This window comes from Brevundimonas sp. ZS04 (assembly GCF_001956865.1).
GTDB classification, from domain to species: Bacteria; Pseudomonadota; Alphaproteobacteria; order Caulobacterales; family Caulobacteraceae; genus Brevundimonas; species Brevundimonas diminuta.
The window spans coordinates 121,549-139,157 of the sequence record NZ_MTHE01000007.1 but is presented as its reverse complement, the minus strand read 5'-3'; the positions used below and the strand labels follow the sequence as shown (position 1 = coordinate 139,157).

The window sequence follows — 17,609 nt, the reverse complement described above, 5'->3', positions numbered from 1 at the left end:
CCGACAGTGGAAAACCGGCAAGCCGTCTTCTGTCTGTCGCGGATTAAGCTTAGGCAACATTCCCGAAAGTCGATTTCGGGAGCCTCTCATGTTTGATCGTCTGTTCGGGCTGGCGCGCGTCGCCGTCCTGACGCTGGCCGTCGCCGCCTGCGCCACCACGCCGCCCGCGCCGCCGGTCGAAACGGTCCAGGCGCCGAACGTCATCCTGATCTCCATTGACGGTTTCCGCGCCGACTATCTGGAGCGCGGGGCGACGCCGGTGCTGGCGCAACTGGCGGCCGAGGGCGCATCGGGGCCGATGAAGCCGTCCTTCCCCAGCGTGACCTTCCCCAATCACTACACCCTGGTCACGGGTCTGCATCCCGATCACCACGGCATCGTCGGCAACAACATGGTCGACGCCGAACTGGGCCGCTTCTCGCTCGGCAACAAGCAGGCCGTCGCCGATCGCCGCTGGTGGGACCAGGGCGAGCCGATCTGGGTTTCGGCCGAGCGGCAGGGCGTGAAGACCGCCACCATGTTCTGGCCGGGGTCGGAGGCCGACATCCGCGGCGTGCGGCCCAGCTACTGGACGCCTTTCGACCAGTCGATGCCCGGCGACGCGCGCGTGGATCAGGTGCTGACGTGGCTGGACCTGCCCGCCGCCCAGCGCCCGGCGTTGACCACCCTCTATTTCGACATTGTGGACACCATGGGCCACCACCACGGCCCGGACGGCGCCGAGACGCTGGAGGCCATGCGCTCTGTCGACGCCTCCATCGGCCGCCTGGTCGATGCGCTGAAGGCGCGGGGGCTGTATGAGAACACCGTGCTGGTCGTGGTGTCGGATCACGGCATGGCGGCGACCTCGCCCGACCGCGTGACGGTGCTAGACGACATCGTCGATCCGGAGGCGGTGCAGATCATCTATTCGGGCGCCGTCACCTTCCTGAACCCTGTCGCCGGCCGCGAGGCCGAGGTGGAGCAGGCCCTGCTGGGCTCGCGCCCGCATCTGGACTGCTGGCGCAAGAGCGAGATCCCGGCGCGCCTTGTCCTGGGCTCCAACCCGCGCGTCTCGGCCATCGTCTGCGCCTCCGAGCCCGGCTGGCTGCTGGCGACCCGTGCGCGTCCGGTGACCAAGCCCGGGGGCGCCCACGGCTACGACAACGCCGCGCCCGAGATGCAGGCGATCTTCATCGCCCACGGCCCCGGCGTCATCGCCGGACGGCGGCTGCAGAACCTGGACAGCGTCGACGTCCAGCCCTTCCTGGCCCGCCTGCTGGGCGTGACGGCGCCGCGCGGCGACGGTGATCCGAACGACACGCTGCCGGTGACGCAGCGCTGAGCCGGTCACTAGCGCTGGTCACTCTCGGGCTGCTCCCGAGGGTGACGCGTTGAGGAAAATGATCGCGCGGCCACTCGGCGCCGTCTAGAACGTCGCTCCACCTCCGCGAGCCCTCATGTCCCTGCATCAGCCCAAGGTCCGCCGCGCGGCGATCGCCTTCATTCTCGTGACTGCAGTGCTGGACATCGTGGCCATGGGGATCGTCATTCCGGTCCTGCCGCATCTGATCGAGGAGTTCGTCGGGTCGAACGCGCGCGCGGGCCTGCTGAACGGGGTGTTCGTGGCTCTGTGGGCGGGGATGCAGTTCCTAGCCTCGCCGGTGATCGGCTCGCTGTCGGACCAGTACGGGCGCCGCCCGGTCATCCTGATCAGCTGCGCCGGGCTGGCGGCGGACTATGTGCTGATGGCGCTGGCGCCGAACCTGTGGTGGCTGGCGGTCGGGCGGTTAGTGGCGGGCGTCACCTCGTCCAGCTTCACAACAATCTACGCCTATATGGCCGACATCACCGAGCCCGAGAAACGCGCCCGCGCCTATGGCCTGATCGGAGCCGCCTTCTCGGGCGGATTCGTGCTGGGGCCGGTTCTGGGCGGGTTCCTGGGCGAGTTCGGGCCGCGCGTGCCCTTCTGGGTGGCGGGCGCCTTGTCGGGCGTGGCCTTCCTGTACGGCCTGTTCATCCTGCCGGAGAGCCTGCCGCTGGAGAAGCGGATGCCCTTCAGCTGGCGTCGCGCCAATCCGGTCGGGGCCATGATCCTGCTGAAGCGTCACGCCGAACTGGCGGGCCTCGCGGTCGTGAACTTCCTGCTCTACTTCGCCCACCACGTGTTTTCGGCGGTCTTCGTCCTTTACGCCGGGCTGCGCTACGGCTGGGGGCCGTGGCAGGTCGGGGCCTTGTTGGCCATGGTCGGGGTGCTGGACATGATCGTTCAGGGCGTGCTGGTCGGACCGGCGTCCAAGCGGTTCGGCGACCGGGCGACCATGATCTTCGGCTTGTGCGGCGGAGCGGCTGGCATCGCCTTGATGGGCTGGGCGCCGACGGGCGTCGCCTTTATCGTCGCCATGTTCCCCAACGCCCTGTGGGGCCTGGCCATGCCGACGCTTCAGTCCCTGATGACCCGCCGGGTGGGCGAGAGCGAGCAGGGCCAACTGCAGGGCGCGAACATGAGCGTCGCCTCCATCGCCGGCGTGGCCTCGCCCCTGTTCTTCGGCTGGATCTATTCGGTTTCGGTGGGCGAGGGCGGGGCTCAGGCCGCCGCCTGGCTGTCCGAGCGGGGGCTGCCCGCGGTGTCCGCTGCGGCGGACGCCCTCCTGTCGGAGCCGGGGCTGGCCTTCTACCTGGCCTCCGCCGTGCTGGCGCTGGGCGCCCTGATCGGCTTCTTGACCGCGCGTCGGGCGGAACGGGACGAGGTCACGTCCGTTTGATCGCCGCCGCGCCCCGGACTGAAAGACGGCCTTGATCCTGTCGAAAAGCCGAGGCGGAATGGATGCAACGCCCAAGCTTGTAGAACCGGGACGAGATGAAGACTTCCAGACTGGCCATCGCCGCCGCCCTGATCCTATCCGCCTGCAGCCAGCCGCAGCCCTCCAAGGCGCAGGAAGGCGTCTTCGCCGAACAGCCCCGCGTCGCCCCGCGCGACGCCGGTTCGCTGAAGACCAGCTTCGCCCCCGTGGTGCGCGAGGCCGCGCCCGCCGTGGTGAACATCTCGGCGCGGGGCGTCCAGCGCGTGCGCGATCCCTTCTTCGAACTGTTCGGCGGCGGGCCGCAGTCGCGCGTGACCGGCTCCATCGGTTCGGGCGTCATCGTGCGCCCGGACGGCATCGTGGTGACGAACAACCACGTTATCCAGAACATGCAGGAAATCCGCGTCACCCTGAACGACCGACGCGAATATCCGGCCAAGGTGCTTCTGGCCGACGAACGGTCCGACATCGCCGTGCTGCAGCTCGAAAACCTGGACGGCGACCTGCCGGTCCTGCGCATCGATGATCAGGAGCAGCAGCAGGTCGGCGATCTGGTTCTGGCCATCGGCAATCCGTTCGGCGTCGGCCAGACCGTGACCAACGGCATCATCTCGGCCCTGAACCGGACCGAGACGGGCATCAGCGATTCCGGTTCCTTCATCCAGACCGACGCGCCCATCAATCCGGGCAATTCGGGCGGCGCCCTGGTCGACATGGACGGCGACCTGATCGGCATCAACACAGCCATCTTCTCGCGCACCGGCTCTTCGACGGGCGTGGGGTTCGCGGTGCCGGCCACCATGGTCAAGCGGGTGGTGGATTCCGCCGTCGGCGGCGCCAAGTCGGTCGAGCGCGCCTGGCTGGGCGTCAAGGGCGACACGGTCAGCTCCGACATGGCCCGCAGCCTGGGTCTGGATCGGCCGCAGGGCCTGATGGTCACAGACGTCTACGCCGGCGGTCCCGCCGCCCGCGCAGGCATCGAACAGGGCGACGTCATCACCGCCATCGACGGCGCTGAGGTCAACGACCAGGGAGGCCTGAACTTCCGCGTCGGCACGCGCTCGCCGAACGACACCGTGGCCGTGACTGTCCTGCGCGACGGACGGGCGCGGACGCTGAACGCGCGCGTCTCGACCCTGCCGGGCGACGCCGATCCGGGGCAGGGCTCGGTCGTCGGGCAGGGCGCTTTGGCCGGGCTTCAAGGCGTGGCGCTGAACCCGGCGCTGGCCGATCGCCTGGGCGGAGATCCCTTCACCAGCGGCGTGGTGGTCACCGGCCTGCAACGCAACAGCATCCCGGCCCGCATCGGCCTGCGTCCCAATGATCTGGTGGTGCAGATCGACGGTCGCGCCGTCACCACGGTCGCCGCCCTGGGCCGCGCACAACGCGGCTCGGAACTGACCATCGTCCGCAACGGCCGCCGCCTGACGGGGCGCCTGCCCTAAGGCGCGGCGCCCGCTGCAGAGGGGCGATCAGCCCTTCTGCGGTCCGCCGATGCTCCACAGGTGGCCGAACGGGTCGCGGAGCTGGCCGTAGCGGTCCCCCCAGAACTGGTTCTCCAGCGGCATGACCGGAATGGCGCCGTTGACCAGGGCGCGGCCCCACCATTCGTCGGCGTCGTCGACCTGAAGATGCAGGCTGACGCCGACGGGCTTGATGTCGGCCTCGCCGGTCCATTCGGGGAATTCGTCGGCCAGCATGACGCTGCCGCCGTTGATGCGCAGATGGGCGTGCAACAGGCGCTCGCCGTCCTCGGCCGGCATCCGCATGACTTCCTCGGCCCCGAAGGCGCGGGCGTAGAATTCGATCGCTGCGGCGGCCCCGCGCGAGGGAATGGTCAGGTGGGGCGTCACCCCGCCGCGCGGTCCCTGGTCAGGCTTGGCTTCAGTCATGCGATTCCTCCTCAACGAGGCGTTGTAGCGGGTGCAGTCGCCCGAACGAACGCCTATCTAGAGCGTTCCATGACTGATTTGTTCGAAGCCTCCGGCATCCATCCTCCCGACGCGCCCCTGGCCGACCGTCTGCGCCCGCAGGCGCTGGATCAGGTGGTGGGCCAGGACCATCTGCTGGGCGAAGGCGGGCCGATCCGCCGGATGATCGAGGCCGGGCGTTTGGGCTCCATGATCCTGTGGGGGCCGCCGGGCACGGGCAAGACGACGATCGCCCGCCTGCTGGCCAAGGCGGCGGGCTATGAATACCAGTCGATCAGCGCCGTCTTCTCGGGCGTCGCCGACCTGAAGAAGGCGTTCGAGGCCGCACGGATGCGCCGGGCGGCGGGTCAGCAGACCCTGCTGTTCGTCGACGAGATCCACCGCTTCAACCGCGCCCAGCAGGACGGCTTCCTGCCCTTCGTGGAGGAGGGGATCGTCACCCTGGTCGGCGCCACGACGGAAAACCCCAGCTTCGAGCTGAACGGCGCCCTGCTGTCACGGTCGCAGGTCTATGTGCTGAAGCGGCTGGACGACGCCTCGTTGGACCTGTTGCTGGATCGGGCCGAGGCGCTGATGAGCAAGCCTCTGCCGCTGACGCCCGAGGCGCGGCAGGCCATGCTGGCCCTGGCGGACGGCGACGGCCGCTATCTGCTAACCATGTCCGAGGTGTTGTTCGACCTGCAGGACGTCGAACCGCTGGACGTGCAGGCGCTGGTGGGCGTGCTTCAGAAGCGCGCCCCCGCCTACGACAAGTCGCGGGAAGAGCACTACAACCTCATCTCGGCCCTGCATAAGTCGGTGCGCGGATCTGACCCGGATGCGGCGCTCTACTGGTTGGCGCGGATGCTGAACGGGGGCGAAGACCCGCTCTATCTGGCGCGCCGCATCGTGCGCATGGCGGTCGAGGACATCGGCCAGGCCGACCCCCTGTCCATTCTGGTCGCCAATGCGGCCAAGGACACCTACGACTTCCTCGGCTCGCCGGAGGGAGAGTTGGCGCTGGCTCAGGCCGTGGTCCATCTGGCTACCGCGCCCAAGTCGGTCGGGGTCTATGAAGCCTTCAAGGCGGCCAAGCGCGCGGCGCATGAGACCGGCTCTCTGATGCCGCCCGCCCATATTCGCAACGCCCCGACCAAGCTCATGAAGGAGCTCGGCTACGGCAAGGGCTATCAATACGACCCCGACACGCCCGAGGGTTTCTCCGGCGCGAACTTCTTCCCCGACGAGATGGAGCGCCGCACCTTCTACAAGCCGAAGGGCGAGGGGCATGAGGAGAAGGTCAAGGCGCGCCTGGAGCGCTGGGCGGCGATGCGGGCGCGGGTGAGCAAGGAATAAGGCGCTTACCGCCGCCATCCTCGGGCTTGACCCGAGGATGGCGGAGAGAGTGGAAGATCGGTGAACGACGTTCATTGTCGTGGCCGCTTGTCGGACGTAGGCTGAGCCTGCAAACTGCGGAGGCGGCGATGGTCGATGTTCTGCGGCGTATGTCGACGCCCTGGCACCTGTGGCTGGTCGGCGTGTTGTCCTTTCTGTGGAACGCCCTCTTCGTCTGGCAGTGGACGCTGCAGGTGACGGGCGATCCGGCCTATTGGAGCAGTCTGACCCCCGCCGAGGCGGCCTATCTGCGCGCCGTGCCCATATGGACCGATGTCGCGGTCGGCGTCGCCTTCTGGGGCGGGTTGCTGGCGGCGGTGCTGCTGCTGTTTCGGCGGCGTCAGGCGACGATGGTGTTCGCCGTCGCCCTGATCGCCATGTTGGCGGACACGGCCTACATCCACTTCATGAGCAATGGGCGCGAGATCATGGGGCCGGTCGGCGTGGCGTTCGGCCTGGTCATCATCGCCGTCCTGGTCGTTCAGACCGCCTATTGCGCCTGGATGGGCCGACGCGGCGTGATCGTCTGAGGCGCAGGCGGAAGCCCTTGTTGCATCGGTCTATTTCGGCGTAGTTTTCGACGCTCAAGGCCCTGGGGGGAAGAATGATGGTGGATATTTCGAAGCGTCCGGCGGCGCCGTGGCACCTGTGGGCCATCGCTGCAGCCTCGGTGGTCTGGAACGGCGTCGGCGTCTGGCAGTGGTATCAGAAGGTGACGGGAGCCGCCGCCTATTGGAGCGCGCTGACGATGGAGCAGGTGGCCTATTTGCGCGGCGCGCCGATGTGGACCGATGTGGCCTTCGGCGTGGCGGTGTGGTGCGGCCTGCTGGGCGCGCTGATGCTGCTGCTTCGGCGGAAGCTGGCGTTCAACGCTTTCGTCGCGGGTCTGATCGCCATGTTGGCGCACGCCGTCTATGTGCTGGCGCTCAGCAACGGGCGTGAAGTCATCGGCGCGGGCGGCGTGGCGTTCACCCTGGTCGTCACCCTGATCTTCGTCATCCAGATCGCCTATGCCCACTGGGCGCGCCGCAAGGGCCTGATCCGCTGATCGCCAAGGCCTGATGGGCATGGCGAAGCGGGGCGCGCTCGGCTAAAGGCTGGGCGGGTGAAAACCCGCCAGCCCGTATCCCTGACCGAAGATGAAATCGCCGCCGTCCGTTCCTGGGTGGTGCATGAAGACGCGCATCTGATCGCCTTCAACAAGCCGTCGGGCCTGTCCAGCCAGGGCGGCCGCATCCAGGCCAACACTCTGGACGACCTGCTGTGGGCCTTCGCCCGCTCGAACGGCAAGCGCCCGGAACTGGTGCACCGGCTCGACCGCGACACCTCGGGCGTCATCCTGGCCGCCAAGACCAAGCCCGCCGCCGGCTTCTTCGGCAAGGCGATGCAGATGCGCAAGTTCCAGAAGACCTATCTGGCGCTGGTCGCGGCCGCGCCGGAGCCCAGGTCCGGCCGGATCACCTCGGCCCTGCGGCGCGAAGAGATCGGCCGCGAAAGCTATATGCGCGTCGTGGATTTCGATGCGCCGGGCGCGCAAGGCGCCGCCAGCGGCTATCGCACCCTGGCTTCTAGTGAAGACGGGGCGGTGGTCGAGCTGTCGCCCGAGACGGGGCGGATGCACCAGCTCCGGGTCCATATGGCCTCCATTGGTCGCTCGCTGGTCGGCGATGTCCGCTATGGCGGCGCCCTGACCTTCGCCGGACGGGCGGCGCCGCGCCTAATGCTGCACGCGGCGAAACTCTGCTTTCCTCATCCCGACGGCGGCCGCGTGACGGTCGAAGCGCCGGAGCCGGAGGATTTCGCGGCCCTGCGTGCGGCGGCGGGGCTGTAGGGGCTTCATCCCCTGTTCAGCTTCACCGCGGAACAATCCGGCTCGCCCGTGCGCTGTTCGGGCGTGGGAGACACGCGCATGAAACGCCTCGCCATCGTCACGATCGCCGTCTCGGCCCTGGCCCTTACGGCCTGCGCCAGCCTGGCGCCCTACGGCCGTCAGATGGGCCCGAATGGGCAGGGCTACTCCGAACAGCAGATCGAGCGCGACCGTTTCCGTGTCAGCTACAACGGCGTCGGCGCCCCCGGTCCGGTGGCGGACATGGCCCTGTTCCGTGCGGCTCAACTGACGACCGAGCAGGGCTATGACTGGTTCGAGGTGACGCAGCGCTGGATCGACGGCCGCCCTGACAGCGCGGGCGGCATGCGGCCCAGCGTCTCCATCGGAGCCGGCACGGGCCGCTACGGCGGCTGGTCGACGTCGGGCGTCGGCGTCGGCCTGGGCTTCGACCTCAGCGGGCCGCAGCCGACCTCGACCACGCTGGAGATCGTCATGGGGCGCGGCCAGCGCCCGGATCGCCCTGGGGCCTATGACGCGCGCGGGGTTCAGGACGCCATCCGCCCGCGTCTGTAGGGCCTAGAACGGCCAACGCGCCATCGCCGCCGCGAAGGCCAGCAGCGGAACCAGCAGCAGAATCTCAAGCCCGACCGCGCGACGCGCCGCGGTCAGCTCGGCCTGAGGCGGAACATAGCCGGGCGCGGCCCGCTCCGCCTTGCGCCACTTCAGGATCGCCAGCGTCGGCTGGATCGAGATCAGGCCGATCAGGGCGAAGGTCGCGATCTTGGCCCAGAAGAAGGGGTTGGCTTCATAGAAGGCCCAGCCCTTGCCGCCCATCACCCGTCCGACACCGACCAGAACGATGAGCATTGCCGTGACGCCATAGCCCGCGTCCAGTCCGGCCAGTCGCTTCACCGGCGGTTCCGCCGTGCGCAGCAGCGCCAGCTCCGACGCCAGCATGACGATCAGGCCCAGGAACAGCAGGTGATGCAGGATGGCGAGGACAAGGTCGTGCATGGCGGCCTTCGCAAATGAGGTCGGAACAGTATATGCCGCCAGCATGACACGTTTCTTGCTGGTTGCGATCGGCGGCGGCCTGGGGGCGATGGCGCGCTATGGGCTGGGACTGGCCGTGGGCCGCCTGGCGCCGGGCGCGGCCTGGCCGTGGGCGACCCTGACCGCCAATGTCGCGGGCGGCCTTCTGATGGGCCTGCTGGTCGGCTGGCTGGCGTTGAGGGCGGGCGCGGGGCAGGAGAGCATCCGCCTGTTCGCCGCCGTCGGCGTCCTGGGCGGCTTCACGACCTTTTCGGCCTTTTCACTGGAAGCGGCCCTGATGATCGAACGCCGTGAAATCGTCTCGGCTTTCGTTTATGCGGCGAGTTCGGTGGTTCTCGCCATCGCCGCTCTGTTCGTCGGCCTGATGATCGCGCGCAAACTGTTTACCGGAGTGGGCGCATGAGCCGCGAAGTCCAGACCCTCTATGTCGCCGAGGATGAAGACGACATCCGCCTGGATCGCTGGTTCAAGCGCCGCTGGCCGCACCTGACCCACATCCAGGTCGAGAAGATGGCTCGCAGCGGCCAGATCCGCGTCGACGGCTCGCGCGTCAAGCCGCAGGACCGCCTGACCGCGGGCGCCGCCGTGCGCGTGCCGCCGCTGCCGGACGCCAATCCGCGCAAGCCCGGCGACCTGCACGAACTGAGCGAGCGCGACATCGCCTACGCCAAGTCGCTGGTGCTGTACGAAGACCACATGGTCATCGCCCTGAACAAGCCGCACGGCCTGGCCGTGCAGGGCGGGACCAAGACGACCAAGCACATCGACCGCCTGTTGTCGGCCTGGGGCGAGGGGATGGACCGGCCGCGTCTGGTTCACCGTCTGGACCGCGACACCTCAGGCGTGCTGCTGCTGGGCAAGGGGCCGGAGGCGGCCAAGCGTCTGGCCGGCGCCTTCGCCCGGCGTCAGGCCAAGAAGACCTATTGGGCCATCGTCATCGGCAACCCCAAGCCTTCGGCGGGTCAGATCGACATGGCGCTGAAGAAGACCGGCATCAACGACTTCGAGATGATGCGCCCGGCCGAGCCCAAAGATCCCAAGGGCGAGCCGGCCGAGACCGCCTTCGCCACCATCAGCCGCGCCGCCCACCGCGCGGCGTGGATGGCGTTGCGCCCCTTCACCGGCCGGACGCACCAGTTGCGCGCCCACATGGCCGCCATCGGCCATCCGATCCTGGGCGATCCCAAATACGGCGACGACAAATCGCGCGAACTGTCCGGCCCGCTGAAGCTGCAGCTTCACGCCCGCCGCATCGAACTGGACCATCCTGGCGGCGGCAAGCTGATCGTCGAGGCTCCGCTCAGCCCTGAGATGAAGGCCGGTTTCAACCATTTCGGCTTCTCCGAGGACGAGGCCGACGAAGATCCCTTTGAGGGCGTGCGGCGGATGCGATGAACACAGGCGCGGCGGTCCAGATGCGGCTTCAGCGCGCCCAGGCGCTGGCCCAGCAGGGCGACCTGCCGGGCGCTTTGGCCGTGCTGGAGCAGGCGACGCCGGGCGAGCGGGCCGGGGTTCAGTCGTTTCAGGTCGATCTTCTGAAGGCGTTGGACCGCAAGGAGGAGGCCCTGGTCATCCGCCGCGCCCAGGCGGCCGCCACGCCCGGCAGCGTCGTCGCGCAGCATAATTTGGCCAGTTCTCTGGGCGACACAGGCCGCAACCTCGAGGCTGTCGAGGCGGCGCGGCGGGCCTTCGCCAATGGCGGAGATGCGCCTGAGACCTGGTTGGTGTTGGCCCGCGCCCTGTCTGGCTGCGGCCGTCATGACGAGGCGGATGACGCCTATCGCCAGGCCTTGAAGCGTCGGCCCGTTTATGGCGACGCCGTGCGGGAGCTGGCGCAACGGATCTGGATGCGCGGCGGAGGTCGTGAGGCTGCGGCGGCGCCGGTGCTGGATGCGCTCAAGCTCGCCCCAAACGACGCCGAACTGCTGACCTGTCTGGCGGTGGTCCTGATGTATGGGGGCGCCGATCCGCGCGAGGCCTGGGGCGAGTTGACCCGTCGCGTGCGCGACGGCGGCGTACGGGCCGCCATGGTCGAGATGGCGGCGGGCCAGTTGGCGTTGAAGTTCGATCCGGCGCTGGCTGTGGATCATGCGCGCGCGGCGACGCAGGCGGCGCCGAACACGCTCGAGCCTTGGACCAGTCTGGCCGAGGCCATGATCGCCTCTGGCGACCTGGATGGGGCGCTGGAGATCCTGCGCCAATTATTGGCTGCACCCATCCCGGATCAGAAGGTTCTGGCCCTGCACGCCACGGCCAGCCGCTTGAAGGGGCAGGCCGACGCCCTGGGGTTGGATGACCTGGAGGGTCTGGTCGGCGCCCTAAGCATTGATACGCCGCCCGGCTGGAGCGACTTGGCGGCCTATCTGGTCGACCTCAAGGCGGCGCTGCTGGCGCAACACGCCTATCAGAACCACCCGCTGGGCCAGAGCCTGCGGCACGGGACGCAGACGCCGGTGGACCTGACGCTGGTCGAAGATCCGGCCATTCGCGCCTTCTTCGCCGCCATCGACGGGCCGATCCGCCGTCATCTGGCGCGGCTGGGGCAGGGCGAGGATCCTGTTCGCGCCCGAAACTCTGGAAACTACCGGTTGAAGGGCTGCTGGTCGGTGCGGTTGGCGCCGGGCGGTTTCCACGAACACCATATTCATCCGAAGGGCTGGTATTCTTCGGCCTGCTACATCGACGTGCCGCCGGTGGTCGAGGCGGGCGGGCGCGAAGGCTGGCTGGCCCTGGCCCAGCCGCCGTTCCCGACCTCGCCGCCGCTGGAGCCGCTGCGGTACGAGAAGCCGGAGCCGGGCAAGCTGGTGCTTTTCCCGTCCTGCCTGTGGCACGGCACCGTGCCTTTCAGCGGCGACCAGCCGCGCCTGTCCGTCGCCTTTGACATCGTGCCAGCCTGACATGACCGCTTCCGACGCTCCGCTCGCCGTCTTCGACATCGACGGCACCCTGGTCGACAGCCGGGCCTCCATCCATCGCGCGGCCTGCGAGGCGGCGCAGGCTCTGGGCCTGCCCGAGCCGGAATATGATCGAGTGCGTCAGATCGTAGGCCTGAGCCTGCATCACGCCCTGCACGTGCTGGAGCCGTCGCTGACCGACGCCGAACTGGCCGACTTCGTCGCCGCGTTTCAGGCCAGTTTCCGCGCCATGTATGAGGCGGGCCATGAGGAGCCGCTCTATCCCGGCGTGATGCAGACCCTGCGGCGGCTGAAGCGCGACGGCTGGCGGCTGTCGCTGGCGACCGGCCAGAACCGGCGCGGCGTGGCCCGCAATCTGGCGCGGCCCGAATGGAGCGATCTGTTCCTGTCCAGCCACTGCGCCGAGGACGGGCCGGGCAAGCCGGACCCAGCCATGCTGCGCGCCGCCATGACGGCCTGCGGGGCCGACATCGCCTCGACCGTCATGATCGGCGACACCAGCCACGACATCGCCATGGCCGTTGCGGCGGGGGTGCATCCGCTGGGCGTAGGCTGGGGCTTCCATACGGTGGAGGAGCAGGCGGCCGCAGGCGCGCTGCACATCGCCGACGATTTTCCTGACCTTGAGGCGGCGCTCGATCGTTTCGCCTCGACCAAGCTTTTCGCCTAGAAGTTCAGCATGTCCCATATTCCTTCGCTTGATCCCAATGTCGCCGCCCAGAAGGGTTTTCGCGAGTCCGAGGAGCGCATCAAACGCTTCTGGAAGACCGCCGGGGTCGAGGCGCGCGATGGCGGCTGGATCGTCCTGCTGGACGGCCGCGCGCCCAAGACGCCCGCCGGAAACGCCATCGTCCTGCCGACCGAGGCGGCGGCTCGCCTCGTGGCCGACGAGTGGAACGCCCAGGGCGAGCATCTGACGCCCGCGACCATGCCCGCGACCCGTCTGGCCTCGACCGCCATCGACCGGGTCAGCCAGACGCGCGGGCCTGTGGCCGAAGAGATCGCCCGCTACGCCGGGTCGGACGTGCTCTGCTATCTGGCCGAGACGCCGTCGGGCCTGATCGCGCGCCAGCAGGCGGAATGGGGGCCGTGGCGCGACTGGGCGGCGCGCGAACTGGGCGTCGAACTGCACACGGTCGAGGGGATCATCCATCGGCCGCAGGCGCCGGAAGCTCTGGCGCGGGTCGAGGTGCTGGCGCTGGAGATGGACGACTTCGCCCTGACCGGGCTGGCGACGGCGGTGCCGCTGTTCGGCTCGGCGGTGCTGGGGCTGGCGGTGCAGCGCGGAGCGCTGGCGGGCGAGGCGGCGCTGGACCTGTCGCGTCTGGACGAAGCCTTCACCGAAGAGCGTTGGGGCGTGGACGAGGAGGCGGCTGTCCGCACGGCCGCTCACCGCGCTGAAGCGTTCCTGCTGCAACGGTGGTTTGAGGCGTTGCGCTGAGGCGGCTCAGCCCTTGATCAGCGCCGCGCGCTCGTCCGCCGTCAGCATCCGCCAACGGCCTTCCGGCAGGTCGCCCAGCTTCACCGGGCCGATGCGGATGCGATAGAGGTCGACGACCTCCAGTCCGACCAGCTCGCACATGCGGCGGATCTGGCGGTTGCGGCCTTCGCGCAGGATGAAACGCAGGCGCTGCGGCTCCATCTGGGTGACGCGGGCGGGCTTCAACTGGCGGCCGTCCAGTTCCAGACCGTGGCGCAGTTTGGTTAGCTTGGCCTCGGTCACAGCGCCGGCGACGCGGACCAGATATTCCTTGTCCAGGTCCGATTGCGGGCCGATCACCGCCTTGGCCACCACGCCGTCTGACGACAGCATCAGCAGACCGCGCGAATCCTCGTCCAGTCGCCCGACGGGGGGCAGGGAGGCGTCGCGCGCGGGCGTCTCGCCGTCGCCGACCCGGTTGGCCGTGGTCAGCAGGCGCACGGCCGGAATCTTGCCCGGCTCAGGCTGGCCCGAGACATAGCCGACCGGCTTGTGCAGCAGGATGGCGACGCCCGCCGCCAGCGCCGCCTCGCCTGTGTCGTTCAGCGTCAGGGTCTGGCCCGGTTCGATCTTGCGGCCCGCGTCGCGCACGACCTCGCCGTCGATGCTGACCAGCCCCTCGGCGATCAGGCCCTCGGCCTCGCGGCGCGAGCAGACGCCGCTCTGACCCAGCCACTTGTTGATGCGGACGGGCTCTGGGCCGTCATAGGTGCGGGTGAAGGCCATGGCCTGACTTGAGATCTCCAGCGGTGCGACCGGCTGTGTAGGGCCCGCTCGCGCATGGAGGCAAGGGCGCCGCTGTGGCTGGGCGGTTCAGGTGTTCTTAGGTCCGGTTGAGTTCACTTTTGCGTCGTCAAGTTGACCTTGAGCATCATAAGCCTATATCAGCAGTCACCCTGATGTTTTTGCCGCATTTGCTTCCGATTGATTCGGATTGCGACGTTTGCCGTGTTTGATCCGGTTGCGGCGTACAGGGCGGGACGGTTTCTTGTAATCGTCCACGAATATTGATCGATAACCTTCGAAGGAGACGTTTTGTACGCTCAACGCAAGACCACGACCGCCACTCGTTCCCGCCAATACGGCAATCGCCCCGCGCCCGCCCGCCTGCGCTTCGGCCTGATCATGCGCAAAGGCATGGATTTCGGCGAACTGGGCGACATGGAGACCGCCCTGCGCTTTGAGGGCGTGTCGCTGGCCCCGATCTCGACCGGCGAGGGCAGTCTGGTTTCGGGCGGGCTGACCGTTCTGGCCACGGCGACGGCCGACGACATCAGCGGCGGCCGTGTTCAGGGCGTGGTGGTTCCGGGCGGCATGGCGGATGAAGCCGGTCTGGTTCAGGTCAAGGCGCTGGTGAACCTGGCCAAGGCGCAGGGCCTGCCGGTTCTGGCCTTCGCTGACGGCGTGGCTGTGGCGGCTGAAAGCTTTGGCCAACCGGCCGATGCGCCGGGCGCCGCCTTCCGCGACGGCAAGGTGGCCTTGCTGAACGACCGCGCCGAACTGACAGCGGTGGTCGCCGCCATCTAAACTCGGCGGAAGATCAGGCTCAGATTGTTGGCGGGCATGGCCCGTCGCAGCGTCGGGGCCAGGCCATGCGACCGGGCGAGCGTTTCGACCTCGCCCCGGTCGCGCAGGCCCCATGCGGGATCGCGCGCCTTCAGGCTGTCGTCGAAGGCGGCGTTGGACGAGGCCAGCGGAACCTCGGCCTCGCGATAGGGGCCGTAGAGGTACAGCAGACCGCCGGGGCGGATCAGAGACCGTTCCGCCAGCTGCATCAGGCCCTGGGCCGCCGACCACGGGCTGATGTGGATCATGTTGATACAGATGATGGCGTCCAGCGGCTCCGACGGCCAGCTGGCGTCATCCAGCATGTCGACCGCCTGGGCGGGGCGCAGGTTCGCCGCGCCCGCCTTCATCCGCCACGCCTCGATGCTGGCCCGCGCCTCCACGCTGGGGTCGCTGGGTGTCCAGTCCAGGCCGGGGAGGGCGGTTGCGAAGCGGGCGGCGTGCTGACCCGATCCGGCGGCGATCTCAAGCACCCGGCCCTGAACGGGCAGATGGGCGCGCAGCACCTCCAGTATGGCCGCGCTGTTGCGCTCGGCGGCGGGCGAGATCAGGGCGCTCGATAAGGCGTCCGGCGTCGACTTTACAGAATCCATCGTCTTCACGCCGAAGGAGATAGCCCTTGAGACGCCCTCTGACGATTTAAATATGCGTGTGGATGGAGCGAGCCGGATAACGGGGGAATGAAACGTGCAGCGGTTGACCTAACGTCCCTCGGGGTTCATTGGCCCCCGTTACACAGCGTGATCAGCTTATTGCGTGACGGCGACGACAGATCGCTGCGCGCAGCTTCAGGAGAGCAAGACGTGACGCAATCGATTCCCGGACTCCATCCGGCGCCGACTGAACACAAGGGCCTCGTCGCCTGGGTGGAGCAGATCGCCGCCCTGACCAAGCCTGACCGTGTTCACTGGTGCGACGGCTCGGCCGCCGAGAAGTCCGCCATCGTCGCCGATCTGATCGGTAAGGGCACGCTGAAGGAGCTGGATCAAGCCAAGCGCCCCGGCTGCTACTACGCCGCCTCGGACCCCAAGGACGTGGCCCGCGTCGAGAGCCGCACCTTCATCTGCTCGGAAGATGAGGCCGACGCCGGTCCGACCAACAACTGGTCCGACCCGGTTGAAATGCGGGCCCGTCTGGACGGCCTGTTCGACGGCTGCATGAAGGGCCGGACGATGTACGTCGTTCCGTTCTGCATGGGCCCGCTGGGCTCCAAGATCTCCGCCCTGGGCGTTGAGATCACCGACAGCGGCTATGTCGCCGTGTCGATGGGCGTCATGACCCGCATGGGCAAGGGCGCGCTGGACATGCTGGGCGCCGACGGCGTCTTCGTTCCCGCCGTTCACACCCTGGGCGCGCCGCTGGCCGAAGGTCAGGCCGACGTGGCATGGCCTTGCAACGACGACAAGTGGATCGTCCACTTCCCTGAAACGCGGGAAATCTGGTCCTACGGCTCGGGCTACGGCGGCAACGCCCTGCTGGGCAAGAAGTGCTACGCCCTGCGCATCGCCTCGATCATGGCCCGCGACGAGGGGTGGCTGGCCGAGCACATGCTGATCCTCAAGCTGACCAGCCCCGAGGGCGTGTCCAAATATGTGGCCGCCGCCTTCCCGTCGGCCTGCGGCAAGACCAACCTGGCCATGCTGCAACCGGCGTTGGACGGCTGGAAGGCCGAGACGGTCGGCGACGACATCGCCTGGATGCGCTTCGGCGACGACGGCCGTCTGTACGCCGTGAACCCGGAAGCGGGCTTCTTCGGCGTGGCGCCGGGCACCAGCCGCAACACCAACAAGAACGCGCTCGAAACCCTGACGCGCGACACCATCTTCACCAACGTCGCCCTGACCGCTGACGGCGACGTCTGGTGGGAAGGCCTGTCGAAGGACGCGCCGGAAGGCCTGACCAACTGGAAGGGCCAGCCGCACGATCCGGCCTCGGGCGAGCCTGCGGCCCACCCGAACTCGCGTTTCGCCGTCTGGGCCGGTCAGTGCCCGTCCATCGCGCCGGAGTGGGAAGACCCCGCAGGCGTGCCGATCGACGCCATCCTGTTCGGCGGCCGCCGCGCCTCGGCCGTGCCGCTGGTGACGGAAGCCTATGACTGGGAGCACGGCGTCTTCATGGGCTCGACCGTGGCCTCCGAAGGCACCGCCGCCGCCGAGAACAAGGTCGGCGAACTGCGCCGCGACCCCTTCGCCATGCTGCCGTTCTGCGGCTACAACATGGGCGACTACTTCGGCCACTGGCTGAAGATGGGCGAAAAGGCCGATGCGTCGAAGCTGCCGCGCCTGTTCTTCGTCAACTGGTTCCGCAAGAACGAGGACGGCCAGTTCGTCTGGCCGGGCTTCGGCGACAACGCCCGCGTGCTGAAGTGGATCGTCGAGCGTCTGGAAGGCCAGGCCGAAGCCGTGGACACGCCGGTCGGCCGCGTGCCGTCCAAGGCCGCGCTGGACCTGTCGGGTCTGACGCTGACCGACGCCGATCTGCAGATCCTGCTGGACGTCGACGCCGACGTCTGGACCGAGGAAGCCGCCCTGATCCCCGCCTTCTACGAGAAGTTCGGCGATCGCCTGCCCAAGGCCCTGTGGGGCCAGCACGCCGCCCTGACCAAGCGTCTGGAAGAGGCGCGCGCGGCCAAGCTGGCGGCTGAATAAAAGACCGTCCTCAACGGTTGAAATCGGG

The 17,609-nt window shown here is 68.4% G+C and carries 19 protein-coding genes; 15 read left to right on the top strand and 4 right to left on the bottom strand.

The genetic code is table 11. The features are described from left to right. Positions 1 to 88 precede the first annotated feature (88 nt). The 3 genes from BJP32_RS11000 (at position 89) to BJP32_RS10990 (ending at position 4,228) form a co-directional block, all read left to right on the top strand. Complete coding sequence (locus BJP32_RS11000; RefSeq protein WP_076224056.1) at positions 89 to 1,324, top strand: ectonucleotide pyrophosphatase/phosphodiesterase; 1,236 nt, start codon at positions 89 to 91, stop codon at positions 1,322 to 1,324. 115 nt (positions 1,325 to 1,439) lie between these two features. Further along, positions 1,440 to 2,744, top strand: coding sequence for a TCR/Tet family MFS transporter (locus tag BJP32_RS10995; protein ID WP_076224055.1), 1,305 nt, complete (start codon positions 1,440 to 1,442; stop codon positions 2,742 to 2,744). A gap of 95 nt (positions 2,745 to 2,839) precedes the next feature. Next, positions 2,840 to 4,228 carry a Do family serine endopeptidase gene (locus BJP32_RS10990; protein WP_076224053.1) on the top strand — a complete coding sequence of 463 codons (1,389 nt, stop codon included), beginning with the start codon at positions 2,840 to 2,842 and terminating at the stop codon, positions 4,226 to 4,228. 27 nt (positions 4,229 to 4,255) lie between these two features. Here the strand turns inward: BJP32_RS10990 and BJP32_RS10985 are convergent, their stop codons facing one another. After that, on the bottom strand, positions 4,256 to 4,675 hold the full coding sequence (locus tag BJP32_RS10985) for a VOC family protein (protein WP_003164400.1): 420 nt from the start codon (positions 4,673 to 4,675) through the stop codon (positions 4,256 to 4,258). A 69-nt stretch (positions 4,676 to 4,744) separates the two neighbouring features. Between BJP32_RS10985 and BJP32_RS10980 the strand changes: the two genes are divergently transcribed. The 5 genes from BJP32_RS10980 (at position 4,745) to BJP32_RS10960 (ending at position 8,492) form a co-directional block, all read left to right on the top strand. Then, positions 4,745 to 6,049 carry a replication-associated recombination protein A gene (locus BJP32_RS10980; protein ID WP_076224051.1) on the top strand — a complete coding sequence of 435 codons (1,305 nt, stop codon included), beginning with the start codon at positions 4,745 to 4,747 and terminating at the stop codon, positions 6,047 to 6,049. 128 nt (positions 6,050 to 6,177) lie between these two features. Next, complete coding sequence (locus BJP32_RS10975) at positions 6,178 to 6,618, top strand: hypothetical protein (RefSeq protein WP_046653743.1); 441 nt, start codon at positions 6,178 to 6,180, stop codon at positions 6,616 to 6,618. A gap of 77 nt (positions 6,619 to 6,695) precedes the next feature. After that, complete coding sequence (locus tag BJP32_RS10970) at positions 6,696 to 7,136, top strand: hypothetical protein (RefSeq protein WP_233126812.1); 441 nt, start codon at positions 6,696 to 6,698, stop codon at positions 7,134 to 7,136. Positions 7,137 to 7,193: 57 nt separating this feature from the next. Further along, positions 7,194 to 7,919, top strand: a complete 726-nt coding sequence (locus BJP32_RS10965; RefSeq protein WP_046653740.1) for an RluA family pseudouridine synthase — start codon at positions 7,194 to 7,196, stop codon at positions 7,917 to 7,919. Positions 7,920 to 7,997: 78 nt separating this feature from the next. Continuing rightward, on the top strand, positions 7,998 to 8,492 hold the full coding sequence (locus tag BJP32_RS10960; RefSeq protein ID WP_046653739.1) for a hypothetical protein: 495 nt from the start codon (positions 7,998 to 8,000) through the stop codon (positions 8,490 to 8,492). Positions 8,493 to 8,495: 3 nt separating this feature from the next. On the opposite strand, the gene BJP32_RS10955 is transcribed toward BJP32_RS10960, so the two are convergent. Next, complete coding sequence (locus tag BJP32_RS10955) at positions 8,496 to 8,933, bottom strand: DUF2214 family protein (RefSeq protein ID WP_233126811.1); 438 nt, start codon at positions 8,931 to 8,933, stop codon at positions 8,496 to 8,498. Positions 8,934 to 8,976: 43 nt separating this feature from the next. Between BJP32_RS10955 and crcB the strand changes: the two genes are divergently transcribed. The 5 genes from crcB to BJP32_RS10930 are packed head-to-tail and all read left to right on the top strand — an operon-like array spanning position 8,977 to position 13,328. Then, on the top strand, positions 8,977 to 9,375 hold the full coding sequence (gene crcB / locus BJP32_RS10950; protein ID WP_046653736.1) for a fluoride efflux transporter CrcB: 399 nt from the start codon (positions 8,977 to 8,979) through the stop codon (positions 9,373 to 9,375). Further along, the gene (locus BJP32_RS10945; protein WP_003164408.1) at positions 9,372 to 10,367 is read left to right on the top strand and encodes an RluA family pseudouridine synthase; all 996 of its coding nucleotides are present in this window, start codon (positions 9,372 to 9,374) and stop codon (positions 10,365 to 10,367) included. The genes crcB and BJP32_RS10945 overlap by 4 nt, the downstream gene beginning before the upstream one ends. After that, entirely contained in the window at positions 10,364 to 11,869 is a 1,506-nt protein-coding gene (locus BJP32_RS10940) for a putative 2OG-Fe(II) oxygenase (protein ID WP_076224049.1), read from the top strand. The genes BJP32_RS10945 and BJP32_RS10940 overlap by 4 nt, the downstream gene beginning before the upstream one ends. A gap of 1 nt (position 11,870) precedes the next feature. Next, positions 11,871 to 12,557, top strand: a complete 687-nt coding sequence (locus BJP32_RS10935; RefSeq protein WP_046653735.1) for an HAD-IA family hydrolase — start codon at positions 11,871 to 11,873, stop codon at positions 12,555 to 12,557. 9 nt (positions 12,558 to 12,566) lie between these two features. Then, positions 12,567 to 13,328, top strand: a complete 762-nt coding sequence (locus tag BJP32_RS10930) for an ATP12 family chaperone protein (RefSeq protein ID WP_046653734.1) — start codon at positions 12,567 to 12,569, stop codon at positions 13,326 to 13,328. A 6-nt stretch (positions 13,329 to 13,334) separates the two neighbouring features. Here the strand turns inward: BJP32_RS10930 and BJP32_RS10925 are convergent, their stop codons facing one another. Further along, the gene (locus tag BJP32_RS10925) at positions 13,335 to 14,093 is read right to left on the bottom strand and encodes a pseudouridine synthase (RefSeq protein WP_046653732.1); all 759 of its coding nucleotides are present in this window, start codon (positions 14,091 to 14,093) and stop codon (positions 13,335 to 13,337) included. A gap of 309 nt (positions 14,094 to 14,402) precedes the next feature. Between BJP32_RS10925 and BJP32_RS10920 the strand changes: the two genes are divergently transcribed. Next, positions 14,403 to 14,894, top strand: a complete 492-nt coding sequence (locus BJP32_RS10920; RefSeq protein ID WP_233126810.1) for a hypothetical protein — start codon at positions 14,403 to 14,405, stop codon at positions 14,892 to 14,894. Here the strand turns inward: BJP32_RS10920 and BJP32_RS10915 are convergent. Continuing rightward, a complete protein-coding gene (locus BJP32_RS10915; protein ID WP_046653731.1) occupies positions 14,891 to 15,526 on the bottom strand; it encodes a DUF938 domain-containing protein in 636 nt (211 codons plus the stop codon). The genes BJP32_RS10920 and BJP32_RS10915 overlap by 4 nt on opposite strands. Positions 15,527 to 15,736: 210 nt before the next feature. Here BJP32_RS10915 and BJP32_RS10910 point away from each other — a divergent pair, with 210 nt between their 5' ends. Further along, on the top strand, positions 15,737 to 17,581 hold the full coding sequence (locus BJP32_RS10910) for a phosphoenolpyruvate carboxykinase (GTP) (protein ID WP_046653730.1): 1,845 nt from the start codon (positions 15,737 to 15,739) through the stop codon (positions 17,579 to 17,581). Positions 17,582 to 17,609: the final 28 nt, after the last annotated feature.

What these genes read in the sequence shown, in the direction of transcription:
- BJP32_RS11000 (WP_076224056.1), top strand. Translation starts at nt 89, where the DNA reads ATGTTTGATCGTCTGTTCGGGCTGGCGCGCGTCGCCGTCCTGACGCTG.
- BJP32_RS10995 (WP_076224055.1), top strand. Translation starts at nt 1,440, where the DNA reads ATGTCCCTGCATCAGCCCAAGGTCCGCCGCGCGGCGATCGCCTTCATT.
- BJP32_RS10990 (WP_076224053.1), top strand. Translation starts at nt 2,840, where the DNA reads ATGAAGACTTCCAGACTGGCCATCGCCGCCGCCCTGATCCTATCCGCC.
- BJP32_RS10985 (WP_003164400.1), bottom strand. Translation starts at nt 4,675, where the DNA reads ATGACTGAAGCCAAGCCTGACCAGGGACCGCGCGGCGGGGTGACGCCC.
- BJP32_RS10980 (WP_076224051.1), top strand. Translation starts at nt 4,745, where the DNA reads ATGACTGATTTGTTCGAAGCCTCCGGCATCCATCCTCCCGACGCGCCC.
- BJP32_RS10975 (WP_046653743.1), top strand. Translation starts at nt 6,178, where the DNA reads ATGGTCGATGTTCTGCGGCGTATGTCGACGCCCTGGCACCTGTGGCTG.
- BJP32_RS10970 (WP_233126812.1), top strand. Translation starts at nt 6,696, where the DNA reads ATGGTGGATATTTCGAAGCGTCCGGCGGCGCCGTGGCACCTGTGGGCC.
- BJP32_RS10960 (WP_046653739.1), top strand. Translation starts at nt 7,998, where the DNA reads ATGAAACGCCTCGCCATCGTCACGATCGCCGTCTCGGCCCTGGCCCTT.
- BJP32_RS10955 (WP_233126811.1), bottom strand. Translation starts at nt 8,933, where the DNA reads ATGCACGACCTTGTCCTCGCCATCCTGCATCACCTGCTGTTCCTGGGC.
- crcB (WP_046653736.1), top strand. Translation starts at nt 8,977, where the DNA reads ATGACACGTTTCTTGCTGGTTGCGATCGGCGGCGGCCTGGGGGCGATG.
- BJP32_RS10945 (WP_003164408.1), top strand. Translation starts at nt 9,372, where the DNA reads ATGAGCCGCGAAGTCCAGACCCTCTATGTCGCCGAGGATGAAGACGAC.
- BJP32_RS10940 (WP_076224049.1), top strand. Translation starts at nt 10,364, where the DNA reads ATGAACACAGGCGCGGCGGTCCAGATGCGGCTTCAGCGCGCCCAGGCG.
- BJP32_RS10935 (WP_046653735.1), top strand. Translation starts at nt 11,871, where the DNA reads ATGACCGCTTCCGACGCTCCGCTCGCCGTCTTCGACATCGACGGCACC.
- BJP32_RS10930 (WP_046653734.1), top strand. Translation starts at nt 12,567, where the DNA reads ATGTCCCATATTCCTTCGCTTGATCCCAATGTCGCCGCCCAGAAGGGT.
- BJP32_RS10925 (WP_046653732.1), bottom strand. Translation starts at nt 14,093, where the DNA reads ATGGCCTTCACCCGCACCTATGACGGCCCAGAGCCCGTCCGCATCAAC.
- BJP32_RS10915 (WP_046653731.1), bottom strand. Translation starts at nt 15,526, where the DNA reads ATGGATTCTGTAAAGTCGACGCCGGACGCCTTATCGAGCGCCCTGATC.